The organism is Glaciihabitans sp. dw_435, assembly GCF_018449675.1.
Classification (GTDB): Bacteria; Actinomycetota; Actinomycetes; order Actinomycetales; family Microbacteriaceae; genus Glaciihabitans.
Genome location: NZ_JAAVUZ010000001.1, coordinates 92,829 through 108,144, shown reverse-complemented (window position 1 = coordinate 108,144; position 15,316 = coordinate 92,829). Strand labels below are relative to the sequence as shown.

At 68.4% G+C, this 15,316-nt stretch carries 13 protein-coding genes; 5 read left to right on the top strand and 8 right to left on the bottom strand.

What is annotated here, in order from left to right; all coding sequences use genetic code 11:
• Window positions 1–400: 400 nt before the first annotated feature.
• The 4 genes from rsmA to metG all read right to left on the bottom strand — a co-directional run bounded on the left by rsmA (window position 401) and on the right by metG (window position 5,165).
• Window positions 401–1,276 (bottom strand): 16S rRNA (adenine(1518)-N(6)/adenine(1519)-N(6))-dimethyltransferase RsmA, encoded by an 876-nt coding sequence (gene rsmA, locus HB677_RS00445; protein WP_213813690.1) that lies wholly within the window; start codon window positions 1,274–1,276, stop codon window positions 401–403.
• Window positions 1,273–2,208: a TatD family hydrolase gene (locus HB677_RS00440; RefSeq protein WP_213813689.1), complete on the bottom strand. Its 936-nt coding sequence runs from the start codon at window positions 2,206–2,208 to the stop codon at window positions 1,273–1,275. The genes rsmA and HB677_RS00440 overlap by 4 nt, the downstream gene beginning before the upstream one ends.
• Window positions 2,209–2,224: 16 nt before the next feature.
• Window positions 2,225–3,511 (bottom strand): glycoside hydrolase family 3 N-terminal domain-containing protein, encoded by a 1,287-nt coding sequence (locus HB677_RS00435; protein ID WP_213813688.1) that lies wholly within the window; start codon window positions 3,509–3,511, stop codon window positions 2,225–2,227.
• A 64-nt stretch (window positions 3,512–3,575) separates the two neighbouring features.
• Window positions 3,576–5,165, bottom strand: coding sequence for a methionine--tRNA ligase (gene metG, locus HB677_RS00430; protein WP_213813687.1), 1,590 nt, complete (start codon window positions 5,163–5,165; stop codon window positions 3,576–3,578).
• 63 nt (window positions 5,166–5,228) lie between these two features.
• Here metG and HB677_RS00425 point away from each other — a divergent pair, with 63 nt between their 5' ends.
• Entirely contained in the window at window positions 5,229–5,765 is a 537-nt protein-coding gene (locus tag HB677_RS00425) for a hypothetical protein (protein ID WP_213813686.1), read from the top strand.
• Window positions 5,766–5,884: 119 nt separating this feature from the next.
• On the opposite strand, the gene rsmI is transcribed toward HB677_RS00425, so the two are convergent.
• Window positions 5,885–6,700, bottom strand: a complete 816-nt coding sequence (gene rsmI / locus HB677_RS00420; RefSeq protein WP_213813685.1) for a 16S rRNA (cytidine(1402)-2'-O)-methyltransferase — start codon at window positions 6,698–6,700, stop codon at window positions 5,885–5,887.
• An 89-nt stretch (window positions 6,701–6,789) separates the two neighbouring features.
• On the opposite strand from rsmI, the gene HB677_RS00415 reads away from it, so the two are divergent.
• The 3 genes from HB677_RS00415 to HB677_RS00405 all read left to right on the top strand — a co-directional run bounded on the left by HB677_RS00415 (window position 6,790) and on the right by HB677_RS00405 (window position 10,116).
• Window positions 6,790–8,448 carry a dolichyl-phosphate-mannose--protein mannosyltransferase gene (locus HB677_RS00415; RefSeq protein ID WP_213813684.1) on the top strand — a complete coding sequence of 553 codons (1,659 nt, stop codon included), beginning with the start codon at window positions 6,790–6,792 and terminating at the stop codon, window positions 8,446–8,448.
• Window positions 8,449–8,555: 107 nt separating this feature from the next.
• Window positions 8,556–9,425 (top strand): sulfurtransferase, encoded by an 870-nt coding sequence (locus HB677_RS00410; protein ID WP_213813683.1) that lies wholly within the window; start codon window positions 8,556–8,558, stop codon window positions 9,423–9,425.
• A 55-nt stretch (window positions 9,426–9,480) separates the two neighbouring features.
• Entirely contained in the window at window positions 9,481–10,116 is a 636-nt protein-coding gene (locus HB677_RS00405) for a hypothetical protein (protein ID WP_213813682.1), read from the top strand.
• On the opposite strand, the gene HB677_RS00400 is transcribed toward HB677_RS00405, so the two are convergent.
• Both HB677_RS00400 and HB677_RS00395 read right to left on the bottom strand, forming a co-directional pair.
• Complete coding sequence (locus tag HB677_RS00400; RefSeq protein WP_213813681.1) at window positions 10,079–11,935, bottom strand: thioredoxin domain-containing protein; 1,857 nt, start codon at window positions 11,933–11,935, stop codon at window positions 10,079–10,081. The two genes, HB677_RS00405 and HB677_RS00400, sit on opposite strands and share 38 nt — an antisense overlap.
• On the bottom strand, window positions 11,935–12,762 hold the full coding sequence (locus HB677_RS00395; RefSeq protein ID WP_213813680.1) for an aldo/keto reductase: 828 nt from the start codon (window positions 12,760–12,762) through the stop codon (window positions 11,935–11,937). Before HB677_RS00395 ends, HB677_RS00400 begins: the two co-directional genes overlap by 1 nt.
• 152 nt (window positions 12,763–12,914) lie before the next feature.
• Between HB677_RS00395 and HB677_RS00390 the strand changes: the two genes are divergently transcribed.
• Complete coding sequence (locus HB677_RS00390; RefSeq protein WP_213813679.1) at window positions 12,915–13,364, top strand: SRPBCC domain-containing protein; 450 nt, start codon at window positions 12,915–12,917, stop codon at window positions 13,362–13,364.
• Here HB677_RS00390 and HB677_RS00385 read toward each other — a convergent pair.
• The gene (locus tag HB677_RS00385) at window positions 13,295–15,280 is read right to left on the bottom strand and encodes an FAD/NAD(P)-binding domain-containing protein (protein ID WP_213813678.1); all 1,986 of its coding nucleotides are present in this window, start codon (window positions 15,278–15,280) and stop codon (window positions 13,295–13,297) included. The genes HB677_RS00390 and HB677_RS00385 overlap by 70 nt on opposite strands.
• Window positions 15,281–15,316 lie beyond the last annotated feature (36 nt).

Genomic DNA, 15,316 nt, shown 5'->3' with positions numbered 1-15,316 from the left:
TGAGGCCGGGGTGGATTCTTGCAGTGCGGGGTAAACGCGAGGTGTCGAAACGGGGTCAGGCATCTCGTGATGCGGGGGCTGGGCAATCGAGAAGCCGGGGGAATTCCATCCGCGAGTGCAGCATGAATACGACCTCCGCCGAGCTTCATCGCATCGCAGATAAAGTATTCCATCGCGAGTCAAAAAAGCGGGCGTGTTCCCCGAGGGGTTGACTATGGCCCCGCGGCACCGATCGGGGGGCGGGGCGCGGTGAGCGGCGCGGTGTGGGGCGGGGTGTGCGGCGGGGTGTGCGGCGGGGTGTGCGGCGGGGTGTGCGGCAGCGGTGTGCGGCGCGGTGTGCGGCAGCGGTGTGCGGCGCGGTGTGCGGCGCGGTGTGCGGCGCGGTGTGCGGCCGCGGGTACTAGGCCGTGCGGGCGATCGCGAGGAAGTCGAGCACGGTGAGCTCTTCGCCGCGGGCGGTCGGCTTGAGCCCGGCCGCCTCGATGCGGGCGGAGGCATTGGCCGAATCACCGAGCACCACGGATAGCGCCTGACGCAACATCTTGCGACGCTGCTGGAACGCGGCATCGATGAGCTCGAAGGTGGCGACGCGTTCCGCCTCGGTGCCCGGCAGCTCGCGTCGTTCGAACGCGACGAGAACGGAGTCGACGTTGGGCACCGGCCAGAAGACCTGGCGGCTGACCTGGCCGGCCGTGCGCCAGACCCCGTACCAGGCGGCCTTGGCGCTCGGCACACCGTAGATCTTGGAGCCGGGCACGGCCGCGATGCGGTAGCCGACCTCCGCCTGCACCATGACGAGGATGCTCTGCAGAGCCGGGAACGTTTCGAGGAAGTGCAGCAGCACCGGTACGGAGACGTTGTACGGAAGGTTCGCGACCAGCACGGTGGGGGTACCCGGGAGCTCCTCGATCGTCATCGCGTCGGCGGTGATGACGGTGAGCTGGGATTCGGGCTGCAGCTGCCCGACCGTGAGCGGCAGCTGCGCGGCGAGGCGCTTGTCGATTTCGACGGCGACAACCTCGGCCCCGGTTTCGAGCAGTCCGAGGGTCAGCGAGCCGAGGCCCGGCCCCACCTCGACGACGGTCGTGCCGGCCGATACACCGGCGACGCGCACGATGCGGCGGACGGTGTTGGCGTCGATCACAAAGTTCTGGCCGAGCTTCTTGGTCGGCTGAATGCCGAGCAGCTCGGCCAGATCGCGGATTTCGGCCGGTCCCAGCAGCGTGCTGGTTCCGCTGGCAGTGGCAGCGCCGGGCGCCACCATGTCGTCACTCATCGATCTCCGAATGGACTTGACGGTTCGGTGACGGGCTCCGCGTTCCAGAGTCCGTACACCTCCTCCGTGTTGGACGTAATGAGGGCCGCCAGCATGGACACATCGGTGCCCAGGTAGGTGGCCATCGCCCGCAGCGTGTGCGGGATGAGGTAGGCAGAGTTGGGCCGGCCGCGGAACGGCACGGGCGTCAGGAACGGGGCATCCGTTTCCACCAAAACAAGGCGGCGCGGCACAAGCTCGAGCGCATCGCGCAGGTTCTGGGCGTTCTTGAACGTCACGGTTCCGGCGAAAGAGAGATACCAGCCGTTGTCGGCACAGATCTGGGCGAGCTCCGCGTCGCCGCTGAAGCAGTGGAAGACCGTCCGCTCGGGGGCGCCCACCCGCAGCAGGGTCTCGACGACCTCCGCGTGCGCGTCGCGGTCGTGGATCTGCAGCGCGAGGCCGTTCTGCTTGGCGATCTCGATGTGCGCCTCGAACGAGCGGTACTGGGCGTCGCGACCGGCGCCCTCCTCCGTGCGGAAGAAGTCGAGTCCGGTCTCGCCGATGGCCCGCACCCGCGGACGCTGGGCGAGCTCGTTGATTTCGGCGAGCGCGTCGTCGAGGGTGCCCTCGGCGGCGTAGCGCGGCGCCTCGTTCGGGTGCAGCGCGACGGCGGCGAGCACGCGGGGTTCACGGGCCGCGATCTCGGCCGACCAGCGGGAGGTCTCGAGGTCGTTGCCCACCTGCACAACGCCGCGCACTCCCACACTGGAGGCGCGATCGAGTTGCTCGCGATAGTCGAGCGGGTTGTTGCCGTCGCTGATCTCGAGGTGCGTGTGATTGTCGTAGATCCCGACCTTGAGCGCCTCGGGAAGCGGCGGGTACTCGAGGTTGCGCGGCTGGCTGTCGGCCGACGTGTCACGCGAACGAACGTACGGAGCGGGTTCGGTCATGCTTTCAGAGTAGCGATCAACCCAGGGAATCGTGCTTCAGGACGAGTACGCGGCGGGCCGCGGCATCCACCAGCGCATCAAAATCCGGATCGGTGCGTGCCTTGTCGACCACCGCGTCGATCATTCCCGGCGCCACGGTGGGGATGCGCGAGACCAGCACGATGTCCACGCCTGCCTGGATCGAGCGGATGGCCCGGTCCCCCGGCGACACCGACAGCACCTGAGTAGCTCCCGACAGGTCGTCCGTCATCACCACTCCGTCGAAGCCGAGCGACCCGCGCAGCAGGTCGGTGACGACAGCCCGCGAGAAGACGGCCGGCTGGGTCGCATCGATCTTGCTGTAGATCGCCGAGGACACCATGATGCTCGGCGCCCCGTCCGCGATCTCGGTGCGGTAGATGCCGACGCTGGCGCTGTCCGCGGTGGTCGTGGTGTCGGTCACGTTCGCGGTCGTGTCGGTGTTCTTGGTCACCGTGCCGAGCCCGGGGAAGTGTTTGACGACGGTCTGCACGCCCGCCGATTCCATGCCGCCGCGGAAGGCATCGGCGTGCCCGGTGATCGTCGCAGCGGTGAATCCGTACTCGCGGTCGAAGGCACCGATGGGCGCGTTGGCCGCCGCGTTCTTCGCGTTCGGGATCAGGTCGACCACGGGCGCAAGGTTCATGGTGACGCCGGCGCTTCGCAGCTGCGCTCCCCAGGTCGCGGCGTTGGCCTCCAGTGCCGCGGTGCTGCCGGCTCCCTGCTCGAGCCCGCTGGGCATCGTCGAGAACCCCGGCCCGTGCAGCACCTGCACCTGCCCGCCCTCCTGGTCGGTGGACACCAGCATCGGGATACCGCCGGTCGTCCCCGTGCGTACGAGATTCGTGAACTGGCGCACCACCGTCGCGGTCGCGGTGGTGCCCGCGGACGAGCGTCCCGACAAGAAGATGTTGCCCACGTGCCGGTCCCGCACCGTCGCGATGGTCGCGCCCTCGGCGGCGGTCGCGGTCGTTCCGACCATGAACAGCTGGCCGACGCGCTGCTCCAGCGTCAGGCCCGCGAGCGGGTCGGCGCCGGAAGTGGGGGTCGATGAGGGCGCGCTCGTCGGGGATGAGCTGGGCGTCGAGCTCGCGGTCGCGCTGGCCGTCGGAGCGCCGGTCGGCGTGTCCGAGACGGTCGGGGAAGCGGATGTCCCCGAGCCGGCCGATCCCGACGACGACGGGGTGCCCGAACCCACGCACCCGGTGAGGGTTACCCCGGCCGCCAGGAGGAACACCGTGCCGGCCACCGCACGACGGGAGTACTTCGTCACACCGTTGCTCATTGCATCGATGCTACGTCGCCGAACCTGCGTGCCGCGTGATCGGTGCACCGGTTCACCGCTCGCGTCAGGCCGGAACGTCGTCCTGCTCGATGCGCGGGAACAGCGCCTCGAGCTTGGAGATCGCACTGCCCGCGGGGAGCTGGCCCCACGTGCCGGCATCCGTGATGACCTGCGCGGTCAGTCCGCCGAGAACCGGCTCGGCGCCGAGAGCGGCCCACAGCTTGGCGGTCGCGCCGGGGATGACCGGGGACAGCAGCACGGCGAGCGCACGCAGTCCCTCGGTGGCGGTGTACAGCACCGTTCCGAGGCGCGCGCGCGTTTCGTCCGCCTTCGCGAGAACCCACGGCTCCTGGATCGTGATGTACCCGTTCAGCTCTTCGACAATGGTCCAGATGGCGGCAAGGGACTCGTGGATGGCAAGACGCTGGATCGCGGCATCGGCGTCGGACGTGGCATCCGCTACGACCTTCTGCACTGCCAGGTCGGCCTCGCTGTACTCGGCGGGTGCGGGCAGCACGCCGTCGTAGTACCGGGTGACCATCGCGGTCACACGGGAGGCCAGGTTGCCGAAGCCGTTGGCGAGCTCCGCCTGGTAGCGGGCGCTGAGGTCTTCCCAGCTGAACGAGCCATCCTGGCCGAAGCTGATGGCGCGCATGAAGTAGTAGCGGAATGCGTCGGCACCGAACGTGTCGGTGATCTGCTGCGGTGCGATGCCCGTGAGCTTGGACTTGGACATCTTCTCGCCGCCGACGAGCAGCCAGCCGTGGCCGAACACCTGCTTCGGGGGCTGCAGTCCGGCGGCCATGAGCATGGCGGGCCAGATGACCGCGTGGAAGCGGGCGATGTCCTTGCCGACGAGCTGCGTGGCGGGCCAGCGGCGGTTGAAGTTCTCGTCGTCGGTGCCGTACCCGATGGCGGAGATGTAGTTGAGGAGTGCGTCGAACCACACGTAGACGACGTGGGTCGGGTCCCAGGGAATCTGGATGCCCCAGTCGAAGCTTGACCGTGAGATCGAGAGGTCACTCAGGCCGCCCTTGACGAACGAGATGATCTCGTTGCGCACGCTCTCGGGCTGCACGAAGGTGGGGTTTTCCTCGTAGAGGTCGAGCAGGCGTTGCTGGAAGTCACTCATCCGGAAGAAGTAATTCTTCTCCTTGAGTACCTCGATCGGGCGGGAGTGAATCTTGCAGACCAGCTGGCCGGCGTAGTCACCCGTCTCGGTCTCCATGAGGTCGTCGAGCTGCTTGTATTCCTCGCAGCCGACGCAGTAGTAGCCCTCGTACTCGCCCGAGTAGATGTAGCCGTCGTCGTACAGCTTCTGCAGGAAGATCTTGACGGCGGTCTCGTGGCGCTCGTCCGTCGTGCGGATGAAGTCGTCATTGGCGATCGTGATTGTCTCGAGCAGCGGAAGCCACGACTCGTTGACGAGCCGGTCCGCCCAGGCCTTGGGCGTGGTGTCGTTCGCGACGGCGGTGCGCAGAATCTTCTGGCCGTGCTCGTCGGTACCGGTGAGCAGCCACGTGTCGTCGCCGCTCTGGCGGTGCCAGCGGGTAACGAGGTCGGCGGCAACTTCCGTGTACGCATGACCAATGTGCGGCACATCGTTCACATAGAAGATGGGCGTCGCGAGATAGAAGGATTCACCGGCGGACATTCGACCATCCTAAAGGTCGGCGCGCGCGGACGTCGGCGAGTGTTACGCCCATAGGCTGAGTGGATGACCCGTGTCCGTTCTCTCCTCGCCGCGAGCGCCGTCGCCCTGCTCCTCGCCGGGTGTGCTCCCACCAGTACGCCGACGCTCACCATGGGTGGCAGCGGCATCTCGGCGTGCCTGCCCGGCACCAGTGACGACGGGTTCGCAGAAGTGCCCCTGAAGAACACCGGACCCGACCCGATCGTGCTGTCGGGCACATCGATCAACTCCGTGATGGGCGCCCATCTCGCGTCGACCTGGATCGTCGCTCCGTCGGACGACGAGGACACCATCAGCGGTCTGTACGCCGGCACCTACCCACCGACCGACTCACCCGAGTGGAGCGAGCGCGTGCCCGCGGCGGGAGCCACCATTCCCCCGGGAGACACCGTCTTGCTCGCCATGCGCATCACCCGCGGTGCTGGTGTTACCGGCGCCTCCGCCCAGGGCGGCTCCGTCTCGTACACGGGATCCCGCGGCGAATCGCTGCTCGCCCAGTCCACCTTCTACTTCGGGTTCGACACCCCGGTGGCCCCGGCGGTCTGCGGCGCCACCCCGTAAGGCACCACCTGCTCCCTACGAGCACCGAAGGAGCAGAAATGGCTGAAGTTACGCGCTGACAACAACCATTTCTGCTCCTTCGATGCGTGCAGAGGCGGTTTCGGTACCGGAGGGGCCCGTCAGCCCTTGCGGCGGGTGAGCGCGCCCTCGTAGAGATCGCGACGGCTGAGGCCCGTCGCCTCGGCGACCTCCTCGGCCGCCTCCTTGAGGCGGAATCCCTCGGTCACGAGGCTCAGCACCTGCTCGATACCGGACTCGAGGTTCGCGACCGGCGCCGGCGCTCCCTCGACGACGATGCAGATCTCGCCGCGGGCGCCCTCGGCGAAGTACTCGGCGAGCTCGGCGGCGGTTCCCCGCTTCACTTCCTCGTGCAGCTTGGTGAGCTCGCGGCAGACGACGACGCGGCGGTCGGCGCCGAGCGCGGTGGCGAGGTCCGCGAGGGATGCCGCCAGGCGGTTGGGTGACTCGAAGAAGACCATGGTGCGCTGCTCACGCACGAGGGCGGTGAAGTACGGCACCCGGCTCTTGCGCGGCAGGAAACCCTCGAACGTGAAGCGGTCGGTGGGCAATCCCGACACCGCGAGGGCCGTCAGTACGGCGCTCGGACCGGGCAGCGCCGTCACGGTGACTCCGGCGGCGGCGGCGGCGGCCACGAGCGGGAAGCCAGGATCGCTGATCGCCGGCATCCCGGCATCCGACAGCACAAGCACATCGGAATCGCGGGCAAGCTCGGCGATTTCCGCGGCCTTCTCGGTCTCGTTGTGCTCGTGCAGCGCGATGAGGCGGGGACGGTTCTCGATGCCCAGCGCGCGCATGAGATGGATGGTCGTGCGGGTGTCCTCCGACGCGATGGTTTCGGCGTTGGTCAGGGCTTCAATCAGCCGACGCGAGGCGTCGCCGAGGTTTCCGATCGGCGTCGCCGCGAGGATAATCACGCCCCATTCTCCCACCCGCACCCACGTGCCCGTAGGCGGGGCCGCCGCCCGCTGCGCCCGACGGTTTTTTGCCCGGTTACCATTGCGGTGTGAAGAGCCGTGACGATGCCACTTTCGAGACGCTGACCCGCGGCGAAGAATCCCCCGCCGAGAGCGCCCGACGCGCGGCGGAGGCAACCCCGCCGAAGTACGCGGTGCTCGACCGCCTGTGGCTGCGGTTCGCGACCACTCCTACCCGCGCGAGCATCATCACCTGGGCGGGTCCGATTCTCGTCGTACTCCTCGCCGCCGGCACTCGCCTCTGGAATCTCGCGAGCCCGCACTCCCTCGTCTTCGACGAGACGTTCTACGTGAAAGACGCCTACACGCTGTCGCAGCTCGGGTACGAGGCACAGTGGCCCGAGAACCCGAACCCCGCGTTCGAGGCGGGCGACGTCAACACCTACCTCACCGGCGGATCCTTCGTCGTGCACCCGCAGCTCGGCAAGTGGCTGATCTCCCTCGGCTTCCTCTTCTTCGGCGGCGCCGAGAACCCGCTCTCCTGGCGCATCTCGACGGCCGTCATCGGCATCCTGACCGTCATCCTCCTCATGGTCATCGCCAAGGGCATCTTCAAGTCGACCCTCATCGCGACCATCGCGGGCCTGCTCATCGCGATCGACGGCAACGCGATCGTCATGAGCCGGGTCGCCCTGCTCGACAACTTCGTCGGCTTCTTCGCCCTGCTCGGCTTTGGCGCCGTTCTCATGGATCGCGGCCAGTCACACAAACGACTGATGATGTGGATGACCCGGCGGCAGAAAGACGGACGTGGCATCGACTGGGGACCGGCGTTGTGGTTCCGCCCCTGGCTCTTCGCGGCGGGCATCGCCTTCGGGCTGACCGCCGCCGTCAAGTGGAACGGGTTCTTCTTCCTCGCCATCCTCGCGGTCTACACGGTCGTGGTGGACGGCGTCGCCCGCAAGCACGCGGGAATACCGTTCTGGTTCTCCGGCACCCTCCTCAAGCAGGCACCGGCCAGCTTCCTCCTCACCGTGCCGATCGCGATCGTCACCTACCTGGTCACGTGGACGAGCTGGTTCGTCACCAAGGGTGGGTACAACCGCAGTTGGGCGGTCCCCGAGGCCAACCACTGGACGGGGCTGCTCGCCTGGGTGCCCAACTCCCTGCAAAGCTTCTGGCACATGCAGGTGGACGTGTGGAACTACAACATCAACGAGCATTCGGGTCATCCGTATGCTGCCAATCCCCTCACCTGGCTGTTCATGGTGCGGCCCACGAGCATGTACTTCCAGGGGGCGAACCTCGGCGAAAACGGCTGCACCGTCAACTACTGCGGTTCGGCGATCGCCGGGATTGCAAACCCGCTCATCTGGTACGCGGCCACGGCTGCCGCGCTGTATCTCGTCTACCGGCTCATCCGCTTCCGCGAATGGCGCGTCGGCCTGATCCTCGCGGGCCTGGGCGCCGGCTACCTTCCGTGGCTCATGTACACGAACCGCACGGTGTACCAGTTCTACACAATCGCCTTCGAGCCGTACATGATCCTCGTGATCGCCTACGTGATCTGGATGTTGCTCGGCACCAAGGGCGAACCGGCGGAGAAACGCAACCGGGGCGGGATCTGGGTGGCCATCTACCTTCTGCTCGCCGTTGCCGTGAGCATCTTCTACTGGCCGATGTGGACGGGCATCCAAATCGACTGGGTGTACATGAGTGCCCACTACTGGTTCCCCAGCTGGAAATAGCCCGCGGGTAACCGCGACGCAGCGCGGCGCCGGGCGAACACCCCAGCGTGTTACCCCGCATTGCGCCACCCCTTACCGATGTCGTGGGTGCTCGCTAGCGTGAGGATATGTCTCCTGCCCTGTCGTCCCCCGTCGTGTCCACCCAGTGGCTCGCCGACTACCTCGGGTCCGACGAACTGGTCGTTGTCGACGCCTCGGTCTCGCGCTACATCCAGCCGAATGGGCTCGGGGCGTACCTGAGCGGTCACGAGCAGTACATCCTCACCGGCCACATCCCCGGGGCCGTCTTCGCCGACGTCATCGACGACTTTTCGGATCCGGATGCCCCGTTCCCCTTCACCCACCCGACCGCCGAACGCTTCGCGGCCGCGGCAGGTGCCCTCGGCATCACCAACTCCACGACCGTCGTGGTCTACGACTCCGCCGTCGGCCAGTGGGCGGCCCGCCTCTGGTGGCTGTTCCGCGCCTTCGGATACGACCGGGTCGCGGTGCTCGACGGCGGCCTGACGAAGTGGAAGCAGGAGGAACGCGAGACCGAGATCGGTCACGTCGAACCGGTGACGGCACGCTTCGAGGCATCCGAACGTCCCGAACTCTGGGTCGACAAGGCCTATGTCGAGGCGGTCGTCGCCGGCGACATCGAGGCGGCGCTCGTGTGTGCTGCGCCCCAGGATGAGTTCACCGGCGCCGTCGTCACGCGCGTGCGCGGCGGCCACATTCCGGGCAGCATTTCGGCGCCGGCGGCCTCGCTGGTCGAAGACGACAGCCACGCGCTGCTGTCCGACGCCGCCCTGCGCAGCGTGCTGGCACCGGCACTCGGCGCTCCCCGCATCGTCGTGTACTGCGGCGGCGGCATCGCGGCGACCGCGGCGGCCCTCGCGCTCACCCTGCTCGGCGAAACATCGGTGGCGGTCTACGACGGCTCGCTCAACGAGTGGGCAGCGGATGACTCGGCCGAACTGGTCACGTCCGCCTGAGGTACCGCGGCCCGCGCTCGGCGACCTCGAAGGTTTGCGGAGCTAGCATGACGGCATGAAAACCGCATCGGACTCGCGTCTCCGCACGCTGGGGACGATCGCGGTCGTCGCGATTCCGCCGCTGATGCTCGCCGTCGTGGGCATCAGCCATCCCATGATCCTGACGGCGCAGTCGGCCGAATACTGGCGCAACCTGCACATCGCGATCCTGCCGGTCTTCCCCCTGCTGGGGTTCGCGCCGTGGCTCATCGTGCGCGGGTATGTCGCGTGGGTCAGCTGGCTGACGGGCGCACTCGGGTTCCTCTATGCCGCGTTCTACACCGCGCTGGACGTGCTGGCCGGCATCGGTGCAGGCGGCCTGAAGCTCGACGACATGGGCATGGCGACGGGGACGGTCTTCGGCCTGGGAGATGACATCGGACGCGTCGGCAGCATCGCGTTCATCGCCGCCGTCACCGTCGCCGCGATCGTCGCGGTGCTGCGCAGCGGTGGCCTGGCCATTCCCGGGGGCGTGATGGTGTTGCTCGGCAGCGTGCTGTTCTACGACGACCACATCTTCTTCCCCGAGGGCGTGCTCGGGCAGTTCCTGCTCGCGGTGGGCTGGACCACGATCGTGCTCGCGTCCCGCGCACCCCGCGAGGTGCCGATCCGGCTCACGCCAGCAGAGCCGCCAACGATTCGGCATCGGTGACCGGCAGCTGGCAGACGAAGTCCTCACAGAGGTACGCGGTGGCGAGGCCGTCCCGGGTGGAGCGACCCTCGTAGAGCTCGAACCCCGCGTCGGCGAGCGAGGCCGCCTGCTCCGGGTTCACGACGCTCACGACTGACCCGCTGCGGTCCCACCGCCGGGCCAGCGCGGTGACGTCGGCCGAGGCATCCGCCCCGCTGCCGGTCACCACCACCAGCTGGCGCGCACCCGCGTCGAGCGCCGACATGACGCCGAGCGCCGCACCAAACGAGATCGGGCGCTGCACGGCCAGCGGAGCAAGCAGTTCCATCGCCCGGGTCGCCGCGGCGAGGTATTTCCCCTCCCCCGAGAGCCGGTGCAGGGCCAGCGCGGCGGCGGAGATCGCGCTCAGCCCGCTGGGATACGCGCCCTCGCTCGGGTCCACCGCCAACGCAAGACCGTGGCCGGTGAGCACGGGGTCCGCGCCTCCCGGCACCCCAAACGGCGACTGGCTGTCGGGGGCAGCGGCCGACAGCGACGCGTCGACGATGTCCCGGGCGCGGGTCGCGTAGTCGGCCTCGCCGGTGGCGAGCGCCACCGCGACGAGGCCAGCGGCGAGCATTCCGTAATCTTCGAGGGTGGGACGGGCGGATGACTCGAGCTGCCCGATGCGCGCACGGGGAAGCGTTCCCGTGGCCGCGAATCCCGCACTGAGGTACTCGGCGGTCTCGCGGGCCGCATCGATCCAGTGCTGCCGCCCGAGCCTGCTGCCGGAGGTCGCGAGGGCCTCGATGGCCAGCCCGTTCCAGCCGGTCAGCACCTTCTCGTCCAGGGCGGGCGGGACCTGGCCCGCGCGCGCCTCGGCATCCAGCGCGTAGTAGCCGCCCTCGACCCGGGCACCGTCGACCGTGCTCTCGCTGTCCTGCGCGGAGGCGAACCCGCCCGAGGGCAGCCGCATCACCGTCAGCAAAAACGACGCGATGCCGTCGGCGATGTCTACGCGATCGATACGGGCGTAGGCGCTGAGCAGCAGCGCGTTGTCGTAGAGCATGCGTTCGTAGTGCGGCTCCGTCCAGTCGCGGCGGACCGCATACCGGAAGAATCCTCCCTCGACCGGGTCGCGCAGCTCGGAGTCGGCCATCGCGGTGAGCATGCGCCGCGCGAGGGCGCCGGCCCGGGCATCCCCCACCGTCTCCCTGTCGAGCAGCATCCCGATGACCGTCGCCACCGGAAACTTGGGGGCGCCGCCGAACCCGGCGAACTCGCCGTCCTCGTAGGTGGTCAGCTCGCTGACGATGGCCGCGAAGTCATCGGCCCGCGGCAGGGGCCCGGGCTTCTGGCTGCCCTGTGCTGCCAGCGCTGTGGCGATCTGCGCGGCGTTGCTGTCGACCTCCGTGCGGCGCTGCGTCCAGGCATCCAGAACCGCGTCCAGCACCTGACGAAACGACGGCCGTCCCTGCACGGGAACGGGCGGGAAGTAGGTGCCGGCGAAGAACGTCTTACCCTCGGGCGTCGCGAAGATCGTCAGCGGCCAGCCGAGCTGTTCGGTGAACGCGCCGGCGGACGCGAGGTAGCTCGAGTCGACGTCGGGGTATTCCTCGCGGTCAACTTTTACCGCGACGAAGTTCTCGTTGAGGTACCCGGCGAGCACGGGGTCGCTGAAGGTCTCGCGCGCCATCACGTGGCACCAGTGGCAGGTGGAGTACCCGATCGAGATGAGCACCGGCGCCTGACGGCGAACCGCCTCGGCGAACGGGTCGGGCCCCCACTGCTGCCAGTCGACGGGGTTGTCGGCGTGGGAACGCAGGTAGGGGCTGACCGCGGTCGCGAGGCGGTTCGGCACTACTTGACTTCGTCCGGGTGTCCGCCGACGCGCTTGCCCGAGTCGAGGGCGTCGATGGACGCCATCTGGTCGGCGGTCAGTTCGAAGTCGAAAATGTCGAAGTTCTGCGCGATGCGCTCGCGGCTGTTCGACTTCGGGAAGACGATGGTGCCGGTCTGGATGTGCCAGCGCAGCACGACCTGGGCGGGCGACTTGCCGTGCGCGGAGGCGATCTCGGTGATCTGCGGCAGCTCGAGCAGCGGGTACTTGCCCTGGCCGAGCGGTCCCCATGCCTCGATGTGGATGCCGTTGGCGGCACCGAAGTTCAGGATGTCGCGCTGCTGGAATGCCGGGTGCAGCTCGATCTGGTTGACGGCCGGCACGGTGTCGCTCCCGGCGATGATGCGCTCGAGGTGCGGCAGCTGGAAGTTGGAGACGCCAATGGAGCGCGCCTTGCCGTCGGCCTTGATCTGCTCGAGGGCGAGCCAGCTCTCGAGGTACTTGTCCTGGGCGGGCGACGGCCAGTGGATCAGGTACAGGTCGACGGCGTCGAGGCCGAGCTTGCCGAGGCTCACGTCGATCGCGTCGTACGCGGACTGCGTGCCCTGCGCCTTGTTCCAGAGCTTGGTGGTGATGAAGAGTTCATTCCGCGGAATGCCGGACGCCGCGATCGCCTTGCCCACGCCCTCCTCGTTGCCGTAAATGGCGGCGGTGTCGATGTGGCGGTAGCCGATCTCGAGGGCGTCGCTGACTATGCGCTCGGTGTCGGCGGGATCGACGAGGAACACACCGAATCCGAGCTGGGGAATGGTGGCACCGTCGTTGAGGGTAATCGTGGAAACAGTCATGGTCGTAAGCCTACGAGGAGCGGATGACCGGCCGCCGGGGGTTGCCAGAGGCGGGCAGTCAGGTCGCTGCGAGGCTGGACGGCCACGATCGATACGTGTTGCACTTAAAGTGACGCACCTCTCACGCACCCATCACTGACAAGGGAGTCACCGTGAAAACACTGCACTTCAGCATCGACATCGCCGCCCCGGTGAACATCGTCTGGAGCACCATGCTCGACGACGAGACGTACCGCGTGTGGACCGGAGCGTTCCACGAGGGCTCGCGTTTCGACGGCGACTGGAACGTGGGCAGCACCATCCGCTTTGTCGGCCCCAACGACGACGGCACCGAGAGCGGCCTCATCGCCACGGTGGTCGAGAACCGCCCGCACGAGTTCGTCTCGCTCGAATACGCCGGGCAGGTGGATCGCGGTGCCGACGACCTCATGAGCGACTTCGCCCGCTCGATCGCCGGAACCCACGAAAACTACTCCTTCAGCGAGTCCGGCGGCACCACCACGCTGACGGTCGATCTCGAGACCGACGAGGACTACGCCGGGATGTTTGAGGACATGTGGCCCAAGGCCCTCGACAAGCTCAAGGACGTGGCCGAGAGCTGACCGGACCGCGCCGCCCACACCTCGCGCGCCTCGGCCAGGATCGCGCGGGCGACCCTGTCGTTCTCGCGGAAACTCACCGCGTTGGTGCGCGGCCGCGCGAACGCACCGACGAACGGCGCGCTCGTGAACGGGCCGATCGCGAAGAGCCGCGGGTGGGCCGCGTCGTCCGGGCCCAGAATGCGGGCGTCGGACGTGCGCACCCGCAGCCGGCCGGTGCTTCCGGCGAAGTCGCCGTCGTCGAGGTATTCCTCACTGCCGACACCGCTCTCCACGAGGGAGCGCAGGGCGGGGTTGTCGCTGTCCCGGATGCTGAGCTGCGGCAGTCGCGCGTCGACGAGTGCGCGCGCGGTGACCTGGCCGGGAACGCTCGGGGATCCCGCGACGAAGCTGCCGCCCGGAACATCCGCCCGCACCCACGCGTCCGCACCCAGGAACTCCACGATCCCTGCCCGCGACAGCGCGAGCAACTCGTCGAGGCGGCTCGCCGGCGGGCCGCTCGCGACGTAGCTGAAGTAGCCGAGCCACTCGGCGCCGAGCTCCTCCACGCGCGAGCGCGCCGACCACTTGGGCGAGTCGACGACCCCGCCGAGGTCGAAGAGGGAGAACAACAGCGAATAGAAGAGGGCGAGCGTCGCGCTGTGCGCCGGGTCGCTGCGCAGCCGCAGGTCGAGCGCGATGTGGTCGCGCAGATGATCCTGCAGCAGCGCGGGGCTCTCGAAGGTGAGGCCGGCGAGCGGGCGGTCGAACGCGGTGAGATCCAACCGGTCGATCGGGTCGGGCACCGTCTGCTCGACGAGGCGGCGCAACTCCGGGGCATCCCACCGCAGCGGTTCGAAGCGGTCGGCGAAGCTCTGCCAGTCGCCGGACACGCGGTCGGGATGACCCGTGAAGAGCTCCCAGTAATACCCCCAGAGCATCTCCTTCGCGATGAGCGGCCACACGTGCTCCCGAAACTCGAGGCGGTCGGTGGTGCGCTCCAGCTCGGCGACGATCTCCGCGGTGAAGAACCGGGCGGTGGCCCGCGGCGCTGCGAGACGCGAGCTGATCTTCGAGCGGTACGGCACCCCGCGGCGGGAGCCCAGATGGATGTGCGGTTCGCGACCGGATGCCTCGTAGCGCAGCACCCCGTCGTCGCCGGGCACAAACCGCCCGCCGCGGCCCTCGGTGAGCAGAACCACGAGGTCGACGGCGGCGAGGCCCATCCCCCGCACGATGAGGTTCTCGCCCGGGCGGATCGCGGCGGTGTCGGCGTCCGCGGTGAAGGAGGGAGGGAGGTAGTAGAGGCCGTTGCCCGCGGCGAACTCGGCGAGCTCCCGGTGCTCGGGCCGGGGCTCGACGCCGGTGTGGCCGAGCGCGTAGAGCACGATGTCAACGGTGAGCGTCTCGCCGCCGGACAGGACGACGCGCTGCTCGCCGGCGTCGCCCGGCACGACCCGCTCCACCGCGGCCGCGTGCTCAAGCACCGCCACCGAGTCGGGCAGTGCATCGACCGCGCGACGGTAAAACCAGTCGAGGTACAGGCTCTGCAGCCGGCGGGTGGGAAAGGACGACCCGGTCAGCGCGGTCAGCTCGTCGCGCAGGGTGTCGTCCGACAGGTCGATCCCGGTGATCTCCCCCGAGCGCACCCGGTCCGCCCACTCGATGAGCGACGGTCCCGTGCTCACAGGCCCGTCGATCGTGGAGGACTCGTCGGTGAACATCGTGACGTCCTCGGCCATCGAGTTCAACCGCAGCAACGCGGACTGCTCGTAGCGCCAGATGCGCCCGGCCCCGGGTGGGTGCGGGTCGATGAGGTGCACCAGCACCGGGACATCCGCCCCCAATTCCGCCACGTTCGCGGCGAGACGCTCGAGGAATCCGGCGCCGCGCGGACCCACACCGACGACGGCGATGCGCACAGGGGTGTCTCGGGTCATGCCCACAGACTCACCCGGGGCGACCGGTGCTGCGCC

Excerpts from the sequence above, each read along its gene's own strand:
- rsmA (WP_213813690.1), bottom strand. The coding sequence starts at position 1,276 with ATGAGTGACGACATGGTGGCGCCCGGCGCTGCCACTGCCAGCGGAACC.
- HB677_RS00440 (WP_213813689.1), bottom strand. The coding sequence starts at position 2,208 with ATGACCGAACCCGCTCCGTACGTTCGTTCGCGTGACACGTCGGCCGAC.
- HB677_RS00435 (WP_213813688.1), bottom strand. The coding sequence starts at position 3,511 with ATGAGCAACGGTGTGACGAAGTACTCCCGTCGTGCGGTGGCCGGCACG.
- metG (WP_213813687.1), bottom strand. The coding sequence starts at position 5,165 with ATGTCCGCCGGTGAATCCTTCTATCTCGCGACGCCCATCTTCTATGTG.
- HB677_RS00425 (WP_213813686.1), top strand. The coding sequence starts at position 5,229 with ATGACCCGTGTCCGTTCTCTCCTCGCCGCGAGCGCCGTCGCCCTGCTC.
- HB677_RS00410 (WP_213813683.1), top strand. The coding sequence starts at position 8,556 with ATGTCTCCTGCCCTGTCGTCCCCCGTCGTGTCCACCCAGTGGCTCGCC.
- HB677_RS00405 (WP_213813682.1), top strand. The coding sequence starts at position 9,481 with ATGAAAACCGCATCGGACTCGCGTCTCCGCACGCTGGGGACGATCGCG.
- HB677_RS00395 (WP_213813680.1), bottom strand. The coding sequence starts at position 12,762 with ATGACTGTTTCCACGATTACCCTCAACGACGGTGCCACCATTCCCCAG.
- HB677_RS00385 (WP_213813678.1), bottom strand. The coding sequence starts at position 15,280 with ATGACCCGAGACACCCCTGTGCGCATCGCCGTCGTCGGTGTGGGTCCG.